Origin of the sequence: Serratia sp. CY76391 (assembly GCF_052166695.1) — a bacterium.
GTDB lineage: Bacteria > Pseudomonadota > Gammaproteobacteria > Enterobacterales > Enterobacteriaceae > Serratia > Serratia nematodiphila.
Map to the genome: position 1 here is coordinate 16,696 of NZ_JBJNOJ010000016.1, position 17,066 is coordinate 33,761.

9 protein-coding genes are annotated in these 17,066 nt (G+C 50.2%); all 9 read left to right on the plus strand.

The window, feature by feature from the left end:
* The first annotated feature begins 12 nt into the window (after nucleotides 1–12).
* The 9 genes from ACJ8PN_RS23580 to ACJ8PN_RS23620 all read left to right on the plus strand — a co-directional run bounded on the left by ACJ8PN_RS23580 (nucleotide 13) and on the right by ACJ8PN_RS23620 (nucleotide 16,820).
* Complete coding sequence (locus ACJ8PN_RS23580; RefSeq protein ID WP_442535250.1) at nucleotides 13–354, plus strand: GPW/gp25 family protein; 342 nt, start codon at nucleotides 13–15, stop codon at nucleotides 352–354.
* 11 nt (nucleotides 355–365) lie between these two features.
* On the plus strand, nucleotides 366–770 hold the full coding sequence (locus tag ACJ8PN_RS23585; protein WP_442535289.1) for a hypothetical protein: 405 nt from the start codon (nucleotides 366–368) through the stop codon (nucleotides 768–770).
* A 76-nt stretch (nucleotides 771–846) separates the two neighbouring features.
* Complete coding sequence (locus ACJ8PN_RS23590) at nucleotides 847–2,637, plus strand: hypothetical protein (protein ID WP_420277256.1); 1,791 nt, start codon at nucleotides 847–849, stop codon at nucleotides 2,635–2,637.
* Nucleotides 2,630–5,563 carry a hypothetical protein gene (locus ACJ8PN_RS23595; RefSeq protein WP_442535251.1) on the plus strand — a complete coding sequence of 978 codons (2,934 nt, stop codon included), beginning with the start codon at nucleotides 2,630–2,632 and terminating at the stop codon, nucleotides 5,561–5,563. Before ACJ8PN_RS23590 ends, ACJ8PN_RS23595 begins: the two co-directional genes overlap by 8 nt.
* Nucleotides 5,556–6,395: a tail fiber protein gene (locus ACJ8PN_RS23600; protein ID WP_420277254.1), complete on the plus strand. Its 840-nt coding sequence runs from the start codon at nucleotides 5,556–5,558 to the stop codon at nucleotides 6,393–6,395. The genes ACJ8PN_RS23595 and ACJ8PN_RS23600 overlap by 8 nt, the downstream gene beginning before the upstream one ends.
* 21 nt (nucleotides 6,396–6,416) lie before the next feature.
* Nucleotides 6,417–7,949, plus strand: coding sequence for a contractile injection system tape measure protein (locus tag ACJ8PN_RS23605; RefSeq protein WP_442535252.1), 1,533 nt, complete (start codon nucleotides 6,417–6,419; stop codon nucleotides 7,947–7,949).
* Between the two features lie 29 nt (nucleotides 7,950–7,978).
* Nucleotides 7,979–10,060: an ATP-binding protein gene (locus tag ACJ8PN_RS23610; protein WP_420277252.1), complete on the plus strand. Its 2,082-nt coding sequence runs from the start codon at nucleotides 7,979–7,981 to the stop codon at nucleotides 10,058–10,060.
* A gap of 68 nt (nucleotides 10,061–10,128) precedes the next feature.
* Nucleotides 10,129–10,761 (plus strand): DUF4255 domain-containing protein, encoded by a 633-nt coding sequence (locus ACJ8PN_RS23615; protein ID WP_420277251.1) that lies wholly within the window; start codon nucleotides 10,129–10,131, stop codon nucleotides 10,759–10,761.
* 398 nt (nucleotides 10,762–11,159) lie between these two features.
* Nucleotides 11,160–16,820: a hypothetical protein gene (locus ACJ8PN_RS23620; RefSeq protein WP_442535253.1), complete on the plus strand. Its 5,661-nt coding sequence runs from the start codon at nucleotides 11,160–11,162 to the stop codon at nucleotides 16,818–16,820.
* Nucleotides 16,821–17,066 lie beyond the last annotated feature (246 nt).

Here is a 17,066-nt window from a genome sequence, read left to right on the forward strand (position 1 = left end):
ACCGGCGTGGCTATGGCCTCAGGGATTGAGGCAGTAATGCAGAGCCTGCGCGTGCTGTTTATGACAGAGCCGGGTGAACGGATTATGCGTGAGAGCTGGGGAGGGGGCATGCATGATTTTATTTTTGAGAATATAACCGATGAACTGCTGACTGGTATTCATAACCGTATAGAAGAAAGCATTTTGCGCTATGAACCCCGTGCGGTACTCAAGGATGTCATTATCCGGTCGGCGAAGGGAGATACCAGTCGTTTGCAGGTTCAGATCACCGTTTATCTTTCGGGCACGAATCTGGTCGAGACGGTGGAAGGCCTGCTGAACATCAATGACGGTCAGACGCTGAGGTTGCTGTGAATAAAATAGTGGTGATTGACGGTGATATGCTGAAATTTCCCCCCCGGTTTGGGGACTGTATCGTGACACCTGTTGGGCCTTGCCTCATCGGGGGGAGTGGGGAAGCCTGTATTACGAATAAAAAAATCTGCGTGCTCGGCGATGAGAAAAAAGTATCTATTGCAGCTACTTATACCCGGCCCCCATACACAACACCCGGGACGGGAAATATTACAATAACCGCGTTGGCCGCCGATCAACAGACTGGGTTTGCCACGGCCATAACTGCCATCATTGTTGTAGGCAGACAGTTTGTCGCGTGTTTTACCCCTACTTCTGCGGCGATAGACCCACAAGGCGTTCCGGATTCGGCGCTGAGTCCTGTTTCGGGGGCGGGGAGCTTTGTTAATAGCCAGTCTTTTGTCACGGCCGGGTGAATCAGTTGAATGCTGATACCGCGAAAGCGGGCCCTGGGAGCCTTCATTTATTATCACATAACCAATGGATGACATCATGTCTGACCTGGAACAACTGAAACAAAGACTAGACTCCGGGCTGGAAGAAAATGCATTCCTGTTGGATCCACGGACAGTGTCTGATTTGCTTCAGGCGGTAGCGGGATATACCGGGAACGTACCGTTCTCTGGTCATGCAGGGGCAGTCTGGCAAACCTTCTGGATGGCAGGGAAGGCACCGGATTTGTTGGGCAAGATTTATCTCACCCCTGAGCTTGCAGATAAAACACTGCCGGTACAACAGGCTTTCCTGCTGGCTTTTCTGCATTTGCTTGAGACCCCCAGGGTCTTGCTGAACACACTACCGGCACGGCATCGTGAGCTTTATTACCGGGATTTATTGGGATTCTCTCCCCGCTCCCCCAAGTCGGACAGTGTGGCGGTGAGTTTTACGCTACAGAAAAATGCTCTTCCTTACTGGTTACCTGTCGGCAGTCTTCTGGATGGCGGTCAGGATAGCGCCGGGAACAGCATCAGCTATCAGACTGATGACAGTCTGTTGATAACTGGACAACAGCTGGGCGTGCTGTTCTGGACCAGGAAGGATGGGGGGACGTGGAAACGGTGTACGGCCATTGACACGGATAAAGGGATCTTACTCCCTGCTGAAGGTTTTCGTCTCTTTGGTAAAACGGAAAGTGAAACGGATGAAACTGACGCGCAAACCCCAGGGCTATGGCTGGGGTTCTGCGGGACGTCTGCGAAGGACACCCTGTCAGTTTACTGGTCTGTGCGTGCATCATTTGCACTTGATTTGACCTGGTGGTACTGGAACGAGAGCGCACAATGGGCCTCACTGGAGGCGGTGGTGCAGGACGACACGATGGGCTTATCCGTCAGCAACCTGTGGCGGGCACGGCTACCGGATGATATTCAGCAGGGAGGCGGTGGACTGCAGTTGGATGCAGGTTATTACTGGATAAAGGGCACTCTACCTGAAGGAAGTCTACCTCCTTCAGAATCGATGCCGCGACTGCAGGCCGTTCTGGCCAATGCGATGACCGCGACGCTGGATCAGGAACAGGATATTGATGATCGGCATTTTACCCAGGCATTGCCGGCCAACACTATCACCCAACTTGTAACGCCCGTTTCCGCCATCAGTAATATTAGCCAGCCGCTTCCCTCTGTGGGGGGGCAACCCCGGGAGCCAGAACCTGCAATGTTGCAACGTGCTGCGACGCGGATTGGCCACCGACATCGTGCTATCACATGGAGCAATATGCGTAGCCTGCTGATGGAGCAATACCCGCAGATTTTTGATGTTCGTTTTCCTGACGTGGACACACTGAGCCATCTGCCGGCACCTGAGGAGCAGATGCTGATGGTTATCCCTGATAGCCGTTATTGCGATAATGATGATGCGTTGCGTCCCGCATTAAGTGAGGGAAGGTTGACAGGGATGGCACAATGGTTGACGCAGTACACCTCTCTATGGGCAAAGCCGGCGCTCAGCAATCCAAAATATACTGATGTTAGGGCATGTTATCAGGTGACATTCGTGGCAGGCATCAACCCTGACTATGGCTATCGCCAGCTTGCGGCGCAATTGCAGCAAGAATATATGCCCTGGGCGTGCGATCTGCAGCAGGCGGTGACGCCAGGAAATAAGGTGGATTATTACCAGCTGTTAGCCACGTTACAACTGTCACCCCTGGTTCAGTCCGTGAATGCGCTGGTACTGATTCACCAAACGGAAGCGGGAACATCTGAGGAAACACAGAATACCGTTACTGCTAAATACGACGAGGTGCTTATTTTGTGCCCGGAGGGAGAGACGTATGTCTAAAGATAACGCCTTGTTTCCCGAAGTTAAAGATGCGATTTCGTTTGATGCACTCTGGCAACAAGCCTGCGAGAAGATTATTGCTCTCAGTGGCGATATCTGGACTGATACCGGCGATCACGATCCGGGGATCACTTTACTACAGTCTGCCACCTGGAATTGTTCCGACCTGTGTTACCGTCTGTCGTTGCCCTTAAATGACCTGCTGACTCAGAATGATCAGGATACGTTATTCCCGACCGAGTTTGGTCCTGATTTCGTGCTGACTTGTAATACAGTGACGGCCGAGGATTATCGCCGTGCCTTGCTAGATTTGCACAGCAGTGACATAAAAGGGGATATTGCTCTAAACACCCCGGAACAGGATTTTTTATTCAGCGATGTCTGCCTGATTCAGGCGCCTGAAGAGCGTCGTTTCCATTGGTGGTATAACGCGGACAAACGTGAGTACAGTTTCAGTGAACCCACGGATGCCGGGGAGAAGAAGGAGCTGATCCTGCGTGGAGATCTCTGGCTATCGGTTGTCCCGACCCGTTATACCCAGTCTTTGTCACAAGAAAACAGGACAAAGGTGGATAAATGCCTGAACGGATTTCTCACGGGACATCGTAATCTCGGCGAAGCGGTTTCGTGTATTACTTGGCTACAACCGGTGACCTTTCCCCTTCGGATGACACTTGAACTGTCCGGAGACATTAACGACATTAATCAGATAGTGGCTCACATCTATCAGGTGACTGAAGCGTTTCTTCGACCAACCGTCAGACGTTATACGACCGAACAGCGGCGTGGGCTCGGTGATCCCGATGACGCCATCTTTGAGGGGCCGAGGTTGCAACACGGTTGGCAACAAATCGCACCATCACAGATTTTACCTACGGGATACGTCCTGGATCTCAGCCCCCTTGTTCCGCTTATACTGGCGATCCCCGGTGTGACCAGCCTGACAACCTTAGGCGTCGATTCTGGCGATGAACACATTACGGTCGTTTCGGGGAGCAGTTGGTGCTGGCAGATTGCGGATGGTTATTACCCCCTTTTGTGGGGGGATGATCCCCTGCCGCTATTGGCGAGTCACAACAGCCCGTTAAGCCTGGTGATGGCTGGAGGCATTAATAGCCCGTTGGACAGTGATGCGATGAAGGGCTATCTGACACAGGAAGCGCTGATTGTGACAGCCCCTACGGTGTTACCTGCCGGACGTTTTCGTGATCAGACTCCCTATGTTCCCGTCGGGCAGCGCCTGCCTGAGTGCTATTTATTACAGCAGCCGGATGCCATGATTGATGCGTCTACACGCGGCCTGCATCAATTTTTGCTGCCCGTAGACCAGTTGTTAGCCGACGGCACGGCAGAACTGGCGTTATTGCCGAAATTACTGGCATTCACACATCGAGGTGATGACATTCGGGGTACCCGTTGGCCCTATACAGACACAGAGGTTCAGCAAGCGGTCCATGCATCCTATGCGGCGGCATTGAAGGCGATTGAGCAACGGGATGTGGCTATCTTTTCGGGCCCGGAACATCCGCCTGAACGAGGCAATTACGCCCGCGAACTGGATTTTCTCCAGTATCTGTTGGGCTATTTTGGTACCCAGCGGGCGTCCATCGCATTGACGTCAGATGAGGCTGATTTCCTCGAGACTCAACGTGGTTATCTGGCACAGCAACCCAGCTTAGGCTATGACCGTATTAATATCCGTATTGACCAGGTGTCAGCACTGCAAAAACGTATTGCTGCGCGCATCGGTCTTGATCGTACCTGCTTTGCTGAAAAACCGGACCTTGGACAACTTCCGTTTTATCTGATTGAGCATCGTCAACTGCTCCCTCAGACACCGGACAGCATCTTTGATAGCGAGCAGACCCCGACGGCGTTTAAGATCGATGGCTCTGACATTACCCTGACGCAGGAGCAAAGTGCCGGTAAGGTTGTCCTGGGGCAGCTCATAGACTTGATTGCGATTGAGGGAGAGAGCCGACTTTATGTGAGTCGGTTGCTGGTTATCAATACCCTGGAGGATAGCTTTACCGTCAGTACGGAGAACAGTCAGCAACTGCTCAACAATCTGTCAGGGCTTCAGAGCGCTTGGGATAGTCACAATCTACGCTGGCAGAACAGCAATGTCTGGCTGCATGATATGGATTACCGGCTGAATTATGCCGCTGAGCAACCGCAGGATAAACAGCAGCGTTTAATTGTGAGCAATGCCCAAAGTCCGTATCCCTCGATGGTCAGTGTTGGTGATGTCATAGTTTTACGCCCTGCAGGCCTTCAGTATTCCATGCCGGGGGGAAACCTCTACCGTTCCGCCCCTGTCGGTGCCGACTGGCAGCTTGAGGCGACCATAAAGGCCGTTGATCCGATAGCGGGTACGTTGCTCATTGAAAAAGCGGCTGACAGTCCAGAGGATTTTCCGACTGTAGAGACGGCTTTTCGTTACCAGTGGGCTTTTAGTCAGTCAAACTATGCGACCACCGACAGGTTTTCCTTTGTAGTCAGTGCCGTATTCAATCGCAATCTGACAGAGGAGCAGAATATTGTGCCTGACAAGCTGGTTGCCTGGGTACAGGCAACTATGATGGAGGAGTTTCCGGCCCACGTATCGCTGATTAGCCACTGGCTTGATGCATCAACTTTTGACAATTTTGGGGCGACATATAAACGCTGGCAGAACAACGGGGTACCTCTGGGGGATGACGCCTTTGCGATTCTGCAGATGCTGACCTTAGGACATTTGCCGGTACCTCAACTGGACATTGGCCTGATGCGAATTGCCACAGAGACACAGCGTACTGAGGTCGTCGGCAGTGACGGCACGCAGTGGAATACCGATGCCATACTTAGAGACGAGCTGTTTTATGTCCCGCAGGACGTGCCGACGGTTCCTGAACATAACCACTCATCCGGAGAGAAACATGACTGATAAAACCACTGTGAAAAAAACAAAAAATGCGGTGAATAACCCGGTGAAGTTAAGTAAAAAAGTGAAGGCGAAAAGTGACGGCGGTCTACTGAGTCCGGATGTGCCTCAAGCTTCTGTGCTGAAAGAGCGCTTTAAAGCGGGCAGTATTCCGCTGCAGACCGATTTTGCTGACTTGATTGATTTGGCTAATATTGGCCGTCAGGCTGTGGGTGGCGCAGACGGGCAGTCGGGGCCAGCGGAGGGGTTTACACTCTCTGAACCGGGGCTTCTGGAATTAAAACTCAAAGATAAAGGGGGGATGAGTGTTGATACGGAGGGGGTAAGTGTAAAACCCGGGAATGGTATTACCGTTGATGCTGATGGCGTCAGTATTGACCCACAAACCGTTCTGCCCCGGGGGATTATTACTATGTTTAGCGGCAGTGTTGCCCCGGCAGGATGGGCATTATGTGATGGAAGTCAGGGGACACCAGATTTACGTGATCGATTTATTGTCGGAAGGGGGATTAAATTTAGCGATACGGGGGGAGGGACAACAGTAACAGGGGGGGCTACAGTGACAGGAAGTGTGATTGTTGATAATACCAGGCTGACGCTAGAACAGATACCCAGTCATTCACATGGTTATAACGAGGTGGTTTATACTGGTTATCACTATTATGTGGGTGACTCAAAAGAGGGAATGATTTATGACTGCCACGTGTCACAAACAACTAATTCAGGTGGAAGTCAGGGGCATAGTCATGGTGCAACGTTAACCACCAATTCACACACGCATTCCATCGACCCCACCCCACCTTATTACGCGCTGGCTTTTATTATGAAATTATAACAGTGAGGCATGTGGTTGTGTATGACATCTCTTTTTATTCAGTCTGTCAAAATCAAAATAAAAATGGGTGACCGATTTTGCGGGGAGAAAATCCTGCATTCAGTTTTTCTCAGACCCGATAATTTAAAGTCCATCTTTAGTCAGGTTATGCTGAATAAAAAGGGGGCGACATCACTACAGTTAGCGACGTTGGAACTTAATCTCGGTGTTATTCCGGAAGTACAATTTGACATTCAGTTTAATCAGCGGCTGTCGCAGGTATTTGCACAGTGTCTTGTCAGCGAGGAAGCTTCTGTCGGTGGGGCGCAAAGAATAAACCTCCAAACTCCCCACCCCGGGCTTCAGGAATGGATTAACGAATACCATCCTGATGAAAAAGCATTGTTTCAACAAGCCAGGGACTGTGTACAACCGGGAACACGTAATACCTTATTAAAGGATAGCCCGGCGAGTCTGCTGCAGCGGTTGCTGAGGCAATTGCTTGAGGGGGCGTGGAAATATCCAAAGGTGATGCCGGCATGTTGGTACAATCGGGTGACAGCCGGTCGGCTGTCGACAGGCGCCCTATTGTATTTGCTCAATAGCCAGGAGGGGCAGGACTGGCTGAGTCAGCATACCCCCGCAGTCAGCCTGATGACGGACTGGGCGGCGGCGGTCCAGGGAGAAATTCCATCGGAACTGGTCGTACTGTTACTGACCGGTTCCCTGCCTTCCGACAGCGCATTGCCCAGGCAGCTTGCCTGTCCTCCGGGGGTTGTGGCACGTTGGCTGTTACCATTATGGAACCAGCCAGCCGTGCGCCAGGCTATCCGCCGGCAAAAAGGAGGGCACTGTGTGCAGCAGATTGATGCCTGTCTGGGGCTTTGCGTACCTCGGCGGAATCATGCTTTCATGCCGGAGGATACTGGGATGTATGCGGTCTCTCAGGCTGCGCTATCGAGAGATAGCAACATCCTGGGCGAGGCAATATCTACCACTTCTCGTCGCAGGCAGTCAGGGCGTGATGCTCTCGGATCTCTGGATGAGTCTGTGTTGTCGGGGAAGGGGGTCACAAATGCCGGAGTGCTCCTTCTGTGGCCGCTTTTGCCGCAATGGTTTTCTCAGTTGGGCTTGTGGAGGGATGCGGCTTTTATCAGTGACGCTGCGCGGTGGCAGGCCGTGTTTTATCTTGATCGCCTGGTGTGGGGGGAGTCGAACCCGACGGCAGATAGGTTAATATTGAATCAGGTGTTATGTGGCGTTTCTCTCTTAACCCCCGAACCTCTGGCAGAGGCACTGGGAGTATTACAGCAGCCTCTCATTGACGACTGGCTGACGGTTATTGGTCAGCAGCTTGCTGGCTGGCAAACATTGAGCCCGACGGATATCCGGCAGTTGTTTTTACAGCGGCCAGGTGAACTCAATATGGAGGGGACATTCCCCCAAGTTATTGTACATTCAGAACCCTATGATTTCTTACTCAAAGACTGGCCATGGCCGATGACGCTGGCGTCTTTTCCCTGGACGGAACAGCCGCTGACCATTGTATGGCCGCTCACGGGTATGACTGGGTAACCGACCTCCCATTCTGGTAGAGTATCAATATGATGAGTTCTTCAGCCTTTCAGGCTTCGAATGATTGTCCGTTAATGCTGTTGTTCAGCGAGCTGGAACGTATCGACCTGATACTGCAGCGTTATTATTATCGTCTCAATCAAAACCATGACGAGATGTTTAACGCATTTCTGCTAAGCGAAGAGGACGTTGAGGCTCGAATACAACACCCCACGGGCAGGCCCCACTGGGCGGACGTGACTCAGAAAGTATACCGGCACGGTGTCGGTCAGCCCCGGATAACTGACGGCTTAACGGTGCTTATCCAGCGCTTCGAACTCACTGACTTCGAACGGGACACCGTGTTACTGGGGTTACTGCCCCATTTTGATAGCCGGTATCACGAACTGTTTTCGATGATTCAGGGGGAGATGCTGGGGAAACAGCCCAGTTTTGCACTGGCATTAACGCTATTTTGCCATTCAGACAAGGAGCGATGGGCACAGCAGGCCAGTTTTCTGCATTGGGCACCGTTAATCTGCAGTCATTTGTTAGTGATTGAGGAGAATAAACAAAACCAGGGATGGAGCCAGACTCGCTTTATGACTGACAGTAGCCTGTATCATTTTTTACTCGGACATGACTATCTGGCGCCGGCGTTAACGTCGTGGGCTGAGTGGGCCTCCCTCCCGGCGTTGCCTTTTTATTCTGCCAGCGTAAAACACGCGCTGGCAGGGGTATTACAGACCGATGATACGAAGTCTCATCCGGTCGTGATCCTGAAGGGCATGCTGCGGAGTGGTAGAGCTCATACGGTGTCGGGTATTTTTGCCTCTGAAAAGCGACAGACATTGCTGGTCGATATCGACCGGTGTGCCGTGGGGGATGACAATACGCTGTTCATGCACTTCACCTGCCTGTTACGAGAAATCCGAATGCGCGGAGCCGGGATGGTGGTGCGTCATCTGCACACATGGATGGAGAAAAAACCTGCTCTGCTGGAGCGGTTATCTGAGCAACTGAATCAGCCGGGATTAAGGGTGGTATTGCTGGTCGAACCATCTGCCCCGCCTTTATGGCTGAAAAATACGCCAACATTGCAGACAGAGATGCCTGAGTTGACGCTGGAAGAAAAAATGCAGTTGCTGATGGCGTGCCTGCCAGAGCGATGTGCCGCGGACATTGATCTGATAAGTTTAAGTCAGCGCTATACCTTCAATCCGGAAAGCCTGCCGCTGATAATGCAGGAGGCCGGACTGTATCAACAGCAACGTGATCCTGCGGATATCCTGCAACAGTGTGATATTCGCAAGGCACTCAATATTCGCACCCGGCAAAACTTCGGTTCGTTAGCGCAGCGAATTACACCGAAGCGTATTTTAAACGATCTGCTGGTCTCCGATAACCTCCGGGAACAGTTACAGGAGATTATGATAGCCATCAGATACCGGGAAAAGGTGCTGACCGGTGGTTTTAAAGAGAAGGTTGGCTACGGCACAGGGATAAGTGCACTGTTCTACGGCGACTCGGGAACGGGTAAAACGATGGCCGCTGAAGTGCTGGCCGGTTCACTGGGGGTGGATTTAATCAAAGTCGATCTCTCCACAGTTATCAACAAATACATTGGTGAAACCGAGAAAAACATCTCCCGTATCTTTGACCTTGCTGAGCAGGATGCCGGTGTTTTATTTTTTGATGAGGCGGATGCATTATTTGGCAAGCGCAGTGAAACGAAAGATGCTCACGACCGGCATGCCAATATAGAAGTGTCTTATCTGTTACAACGGCTGGAGAGTTTTCCTGGTCTGGTCGTTTTATCCACCAATAACCGGAGTCACCTGGATAGTGCCTTTAATCGCCGCTTTACCTTTATGACCCGCTTTACGTATCCGGATGAGGCGCTACGGCACAAGATGTGGCAGCAAATATGGCCAGAGCACATAAAGGTTTCACCTGACGTTGATTTTAAAAAGCTGGCACAGCGAGCAAACGTCACGGGGGCAAGTATCAGAAATATTGCCATGCTGGCCTCCCTCCTGGCAGAGGGGAATGCACATCAGGAAGTCACTCCTGGTGATATCGATGTGGCTTTAACTCGTGAGTTAGCGAAGTCTGGTCGGGTGGTGATGTAGCTGTGAAGCATCAGGTTCAATGATGTATCACAGAGAATGGTTATTTACTGTTAATGTGGAGGGAGAGCATGTCTGGCTACCAAACGCTGGTAGGTGTGAATAAAGCGATTGAAACTATGTTGCGTGAATATCTGAGTCCGGACGTGGCCATTCGTTTTGATTTACCCGATATGAATGCTGCGCAGTCTGATGCTGCAGTCAGCGTGTTTCTTTATGATATCCACGAAGACCTGCAGTTGCGTACTGCAGAGTCCCGTGGGTTTAATGCAAGCACGGGGCGGTTATTACCCGGTTGGGTCAACGTGAAGTGTAATTACCTGATTACTTACTGGGAATCCACCGGACCCGCTACGGACCCCGGCAATCCTGACAGCCAGCCTGACAACCAGGCAATACAGGTGATGTCCCAGGTTCTGACGGCGTTGATTAACAATCGCCAGTTAGCCAGTATCCCGGGGGCTTACACTCAGGTGGTTCCCCCCAGAGAAAACCTGAACAGTCTGGGGAATTTTTGGCAATCGCTGGGTAATCGTCCGCGGCTTTCGCTCAATTATTGTATTACCGTGCCAGTGAGTCTGAATGATGAAGCAGCTGTGCCGGTGGTTACGTCTCCGTCTGCCACGCTTGAGCAAAAAACGCAGGGATCACCGCAGACCATGACGACGACTCGGCGGGTACGACAGAGGAAGGGGAAATCCTGATTCCTGCCTGTTACGCATGAGTTTTTTTCCGCACGATGGGTCACCTGGACATAAGGGAGAGTCGGGAGAGTGCACAGGGCGCCACGCAACCGGATGCGTGCTTGATATTCTTCATTACAGTCTCTGTCTGGTCTACATGCTGGTAACTAGCAGGAGTTCGGCACGATGATTGCGCCGTGCCTTTTCTGGTCAAGGGGCTATCGAATTCTTGGCATAGTTCGCTTTCCACAGGAGCAGTACTAATGCCAACTGCCTGAAAATTTCAGGGAGGATGAGTTCACCGGATGCTTACCTCATACAAAGCATAGTCCCGCGTGTTCGCTTGTGACCAGAATATACCATATCATCGCGCGTTCTCAGCGCACAATCTTAAATTATCATTTCCTGAGGATAGTGTTATGCCCTACTCCCATGAGTTAAATGCAAACCGGATAAAGTCAACAGAAACCGAAAGGGATACTGATGAGGTTTCTCAGTGGGGGGAACTGGATGACGCTGGCGTTTCTTCCTCTGGTGAAGAGCGCGTCAGTGACCGTTTTTTCTCTTTTCTTCGGGATGTGCATCTGGAGGAAGCACGGGAGTTCAGGCGTGCGGGGTATAACCGGCAGGATCCTGAGGTTGAGCAGACGCTGGTGACACAACTGCGTCATGAACTGGAGCAGGCTCGCACCCGCATATGTGTGGTCCATACATCTGTCGGTACCCCATTGGGTAGCGCATGGCTGCAGGAGCAGCTCCGCCAAATTGGGGGGTTTACTGACATTCTTTCAGTTGACCGCATGAAGGCCTGGGTTGAGCATGTCCTGTCGGGAAAAAGTCGGGAGGGGTTGGGATGGAACAAAAGCAACGCTCAGTCTCTGGTTCGGCGCCTTGAGTCCGCCCTGCAGACGCTGATGCGTGTTGTCCGTATCCTGCGTGAAGTGGATGACTATAGTACGCCTGAAAAACGGTGTGAAATGCTCACCATGGAGTTTATGGAAATCTTTTCTTCCGGCCCTGGTGACGAAAAGATGGTCATTGGTGCCCTGGAGCAGATGCTCGCAGATGAGACAGGGCGCACCGAGTGGGGCGCCCTGATGCAGGCCAGAAAAACGGCGTGGGAGGAGGGGGGGCGTGGTGAGATAAGGGAGACTATAAAGCAGGAGGCCAAAAAAGCCCGGGAGAAAGAAAGCTCAGAAGAGTTGCCGAGGGAGGCTCAGCAGTTCTTTGGTGATGTTGCCCGTTACTTTGAGGCCCTGTCCGGTCATGTTAAAGCGGAGTGGGGGAACGTAAACTCAAGCACTGCCCCCCTGCGTTTGCCGGACGTGACGCGCGATAAGGGTACTGCGCCATCGTCAACCTCGTTCCTGCAGAAAGTGGGCAATGCAGTGGCGGAGGGAAGAGCGACTGTCAGAGTATTAGCAGCGGAACTGGAAAAGTTCCGGTTCCGGGGGAAAGGATACCTGTCGGGAGATTTTACGCTCATGGACAGGGTACAGGCTAGTTTTCAACCTGAGCGCTATGCCGCAGGCACTGTCAAGAAACGAGAACAGGTTGTTACCGATTCGATTATCCGCAGTATTTTATGGCAGTGGCAACAGCCTGCGATAAAAATTGAATATGCCTGCGCGGCACTATTGTCCAAAATAAAAGAACTAAAAAAAATCGACTCAATGTTTTCATCCGACGAGGCTGGTCATGGTGGTGGACACGAACAGGAGGACCGCGACATTCCGGCGATTCAGACAGGTGAGGAAGACATGGCAACCCGAGCCTTGCAATGGGTGCGGGAGGGGATCGCACAGGTGGATACCGAAAACCAGCGGTCAGCAAAACTACAGGTACTCACTCAGTTGCTGGACGATGATATTGGGCATGCCCGCAAGTTGGTAGGGCGTCTCGGGAATACCCTAGAAAGTATTAATAATAGGCTCATTGGTCTGCGCTATAGTGTTCTGAAAATGCGTCCTGATTTTTCCTCCCTTCAGGATGTGGGGGATTTGCTGCCGGATATTGCCGGTGAATTGACCAGGTGCGTGATGGTCCTGGAGAATGCCCTTCGGGCTCTCGACAATCCCGGACGTGATTTTGCCCGGGCAGGGAGTCTGGTAAAGGAGGCGTTGTTACGAGCGACTAGCGTTAATAAATCGATATCGGCAGAGTCAGCAAGGCGTACCGGACTGGTCCTGAACGGGCATTCGCGGGGCGAGCGTCTTGCCAGACACTGGGCCATGCTTGCCAGAGAGCAACATCAGGGGAATGGGGCTCCGCCTGATGCTGCTGAGGTGCATGTCTTACTGAAAAAGTATGGTCTGTCAGAGGGCGTGGTTTCCCATGGAGACCCGGAGGGCTATCTCTTTGCCACCCGACTTGCCGCGGAGTTTGAAAATGCTCGCAATGATGAATTACGGTTACCGATGAGCCCGGAGCAGTATACAGCGCTGGAGAAGGGGCTTGTTGAATATATTGTGAAATGGGGCCAAAAAAAGGTTGCGTCAGGGGCCACGCGTCTTGTGTTTGAGCTGTCCTTTGATGCGGCGGCATTCAGTTTTAAACCGGTTCAGATGGCATTCAGGGTGGTTAAGGCCTCAATAAAAATACCTTATAAAGTGAGTCAGGTGAGTCATCATATCATGCCCGGCCAGGACAAACCTTATAAAGCGATTTATGGCATGCTGGGTAAAAAATTAAAGCAGCTTGGCTTTAGTGTCCTTATGTCCCCCGTGCCTGGCGTGCTCAGAGCGGGGATGGGGGGGGCGATGACAGTCGGGGGGATGGCATATAATCAATATCTGGAGCGCCGTGAGAATACGTTCAGTGCGATTTATGGCAGGGTGGCGGAAGGTAAAAAAAGTGAGCAAATAAAAATGATCTCGCCGTCCGGGATGCTGATGGACTCTCTGATTGATGTTCCGCTCAGGGCGGGGGTTAACGTGGTGAGTCAGGCCATGAAACCGGGGGGAAGTCAATTGCGTGATATCCCGGATAATCGACTCGTTGCCCCGGAAGTCGTTTTACCGCAGCAGGAACTCTCCGGTGAATTTGAACCGGACTATGTTTCCGATGAGGGCCTGGAGGATGTGAGCGCTGATGCTGCAGACTCCCGTGTAAACGATACACCCGTGAGAGCAAGGCGAGATTTGTCAACACATGGAAACGCTGGCAATAAAAGAGTGTTCAGTACGGTGATGGAGGTCAGTAATGCCTGTGGGAATGCGCCTCATGATAAGAAAGCGGCCGAATCCTGCTTGAAGATAATCAACAGTTATTTGCCCGATAATAAGAAAATAGCCAGCGTCGAAGCCCCTTCATCTGTAAACATCATGTTAGTGTTAGAGGAGATTGACAGGAAGCATCGTGAAGCCTGTGAGATAGTTCAGCAATATGGCAATCTCAGTGATATTTATAACCGAAAAGGAAGAACACGTGAAGAACAATTTTTAGACACCATAATAATGGCGGTGAAAATATATCGTGGAAACTCAGATGCTTCGTTAACCCCCGGAAGGACACAATGGATTCAGGAATACGAAAATATCATGCGGGGTCCGGGGGAGAATGCGTGGCGGTTGATGCATATTGAATCAGTAATATCTTATATGCGGCGTTCATTTGACTTGCAGACGACACGGGAACAGAGTGGTATTAGATTACTTGGCGCACTGATGGAGAAAAAAAATGACATGTTTTACATCAGTAATGATGACTTTATCCGTCCATTAGCGTTCAAAACTCGCAAGGAATTAAATAATGATGACACAAAGTATTATTCTCAGTTTGATAATTATGAGCGTCGGGATATGGCTGATGACGCAAAGAGTCTATTCAGAAGTGCTGTGGCGAAGTTGAATCTGTCTCAGAGAGAGCTTTTCGATGAGAGTGTTGAGGATGTTAGGGTATTCTCCTTATACCGGGATGCATCAACCTTTGATATCCCAAATACTCATGTGGGGGCGTTTGGTGTTAAATATGGTACGCCCAGGGAGTGGGGGGTAGGGACCTTAGGGGTACCGGATAAAGTTCCGGGCAGCGCTACTGTTATTAAGCTAAAAAAAGGAAAAGGGGCGATTGTTATTTCAAATGTTTTTCTTGACGAGCATTTTGCCAGAATTAGTGATGAAGAGTATAGCAAGCTTCCTCCTGCGTCTCCTGACCCTGATCATCCCATAAGATGGGAGGTTAGAAATGAACTTAAGCAGGTGCCTGATGATGTGTTTAGTCACATCCGTCAGCCTGCCAGGCAACAAATGTGTAGGGTTCTGACAGGAATAGATGAAGAGCAAATGCAGCGAGCGGAGGTCTGGGGGGGCGACAAGGCGAGTTATTCTTATGGGGAGTCGGGTCAGGCACCAGCACTGAAGGGAAAAAGTCTTCGTGAGGCTATTTTTCAGACTGCATTGATGGAAAAAAATGAGGTGGGGAAATATCTGCGTACTGCAATGCATTCAGATTCGTGGGGGGAGATACTTGCGTATATGATTGTCCCGTACTATGAAATAGTCTATAAATCGCTAAACGACAGCCACTATAAAATAAACCAGGCGGATTTTGCGCTGGAGACTTTCTCCGCTCTTGCAACAACTTTGACCGCGTTAAAGGGGTTTATTGCAATGGCCAAGGGGGCGAAAATTATGAAGACTCTTCGTTCAACGACAAAGGGACTCGCGCTTGCAAGAACGCTAAGCCTTGAGTTAGGTCGATTAACCGTACAGACGGGTAAGATTGCGGGAAAGGCAACCATTGACCTTATTAATCCTCTGCCGATAGACGCGAGTTTTATCAAAAAAACGGCTTTAAAAGGAGCTCGTCGCATAATATCAGTCAGAAAAAGCGGGGGAGTGGAAAGTCCTTTAAATAAAATCCCAAAGGTATCAGAAAGTGTAAATACTGAAGCTATGAAAAATATTTCATCAGGTCGGCATGTGGACCCATCTCTTAGTTCCTCTATAGAGAGTACCACTGGAGCTCACCGAAAGCCCGGTAAAATGATCTATCCTCTTGGCAATGATGGGCCGGTAAGCAGTCATTTACCCCTGAAAAATAGCGACCGTTTTATCCGACCTTTTGGTACAGACAGTTATATCAAAATGAGGGGCAATAATATCGTGATTGTTCGTGCACATGGTGCGCCGGGAAACACTGCACATTTTAAGGCTGAATATGTCGCTACAGTTATTCGGGACTTTGTTGCCTCCAAAGGTTTCAAAATGGAGCATATCAGTCAAATCGCACTGGAGTCCTGTTATAGTGGCACACTGAAACCTGTGTCTCAGGCTCAGGCATTAGCCAATAATTTGCAGAAGAAGGTTATAGGGTATAGCGATGTATTCACCAATAGCCGCGTAGGTTCTACGGACGAAGCAGTATTCACACCGCACACAAATCCTGCTGCAAGAGCAATGTCTCGCGCTGGTAACACAGCTGTTTATTATGGTTCTGAAACCGTGCTCTCGGTCAGGAAGAGAATTAAGAATACCAGGGAGAGTGCGATACCTCAATCAGAGTTCAAACCATCAAATAGTGATGGGGTCGGGCTCCCTAAGCCCTCTGTTAAGATGGAATACAATCTCGCCACAGATATTCCTGCTGATGATTATCTTCATGAATTAAAAAACACTCCTTTTATCAGAAGTAAAATATCAAATCCTAAGGGGCAATGTGCGTCACTGATGGTACCGGTAAGTCAGTTTATGAAGGCTAAGGAGTTTGATAATATTCGTTTTCGTGGGATGTATCTTTGGAGTAATGCGATGGATTTAACGCCAATGAATCATTTTGTGGTTGTTGGAAATAAAAATGGTATAGACTATGTGTTTGATGTTTCTGCTCATCACTTTCAAAATAGAGGAATGGAAACACTTAACGCCCCATTAATTCTGTCCCATGATGACTGGGTGAAAAAATATGAGTCAGCAACGACGAGGAAGTTGATTTATTATTCTGACTTCCGCAGTAGTGGGGAGGCGTCCCATATCTATCATACTTTTCCAGTATCATTGGCTTCTCAGTCTATGGAGGGGAAAATCATCATAAATTCTCCGACCTGGTATAAAACATTTAAGGCTTCTCAGTCGCACTGAGCGTCGATGAATGATAAGCATTGTTATGATTCTATATATAGGCGATCACTATGCAGGATATTAAATATCAATTGACTTTAAATTAAAAAATGCGTGCCTTGGTTCTCTCTATTGCTGACTGCAAAAAAATTTTCAGTACACTTAACATATGTGCTTCTGTTGTATAAACAGGATAAGTGAGTTGATCTTGTTAGGTAACGTTTCGGGGAACACATCTCAGAGGGCAGGACACATTGTAAGTACACC

Bases quoted from the DNA above. Each gene is read 5' to 3' on its own strand.
- ACJ8PN_RS23600 (WP_420277254.1), top strand. From the start codon at position 5,556: ATGACTGATAAAACCACTGTGAAAAAAACAAAAAATGCGGTGAATAAC.
- ACJ8PN_RS23595 (WP_442535251.1), top strand. From the start codon at position 2,630: ATGTCTAAAGATAACGCCTTGTTTCCCGAAGTTAAAGATGCGATTTCG.
- ACJ8PN_RS23620 (WP_442535253.1), top strand. From the start codon at position 11,160: ATGCCCTACTCCCATGAGTTAAATGCAAACCGGATAAAGTCAACAGAA.
- ACJ8PN_RS23610 (WP_420277252.1), top strand. From the start codon at position 7,979: ATGATGAGTTCTTCAGCCTTTCAGGCTTCGAATGATTGTCCGTTAATG.
- ACJ8PN_RS23580 (WP_442535250.1), top strand. From the start codon at position 13: ATGGCCTCAGGGATTGAGGCAGTAATGCAGAGCCTGCGCGTGCTGTTT.
- ACJ8PN_RS23605 (WP_442535252.1), top strand. From the start codon at position 6,417: ATGACATCTCTTTTTATTCAGTCTGTCAAAATCAAAATAAAAATGGGT.
- ACJ8PN_RS23615 (WP_420277251.1), top strand. From the start codon at position 10,129: ATGTCTGGCTACCAAACGCTGGTAGGTGTGAATAAAGCGATTGAAACT.
- ACJ8PN_RS23590 (WP_420277256.1), top strand. From the start codon at position 847: ATGTCTGACCTGGAACAACTGAAACAAAGACTAGACTCCGGGCTGGAA.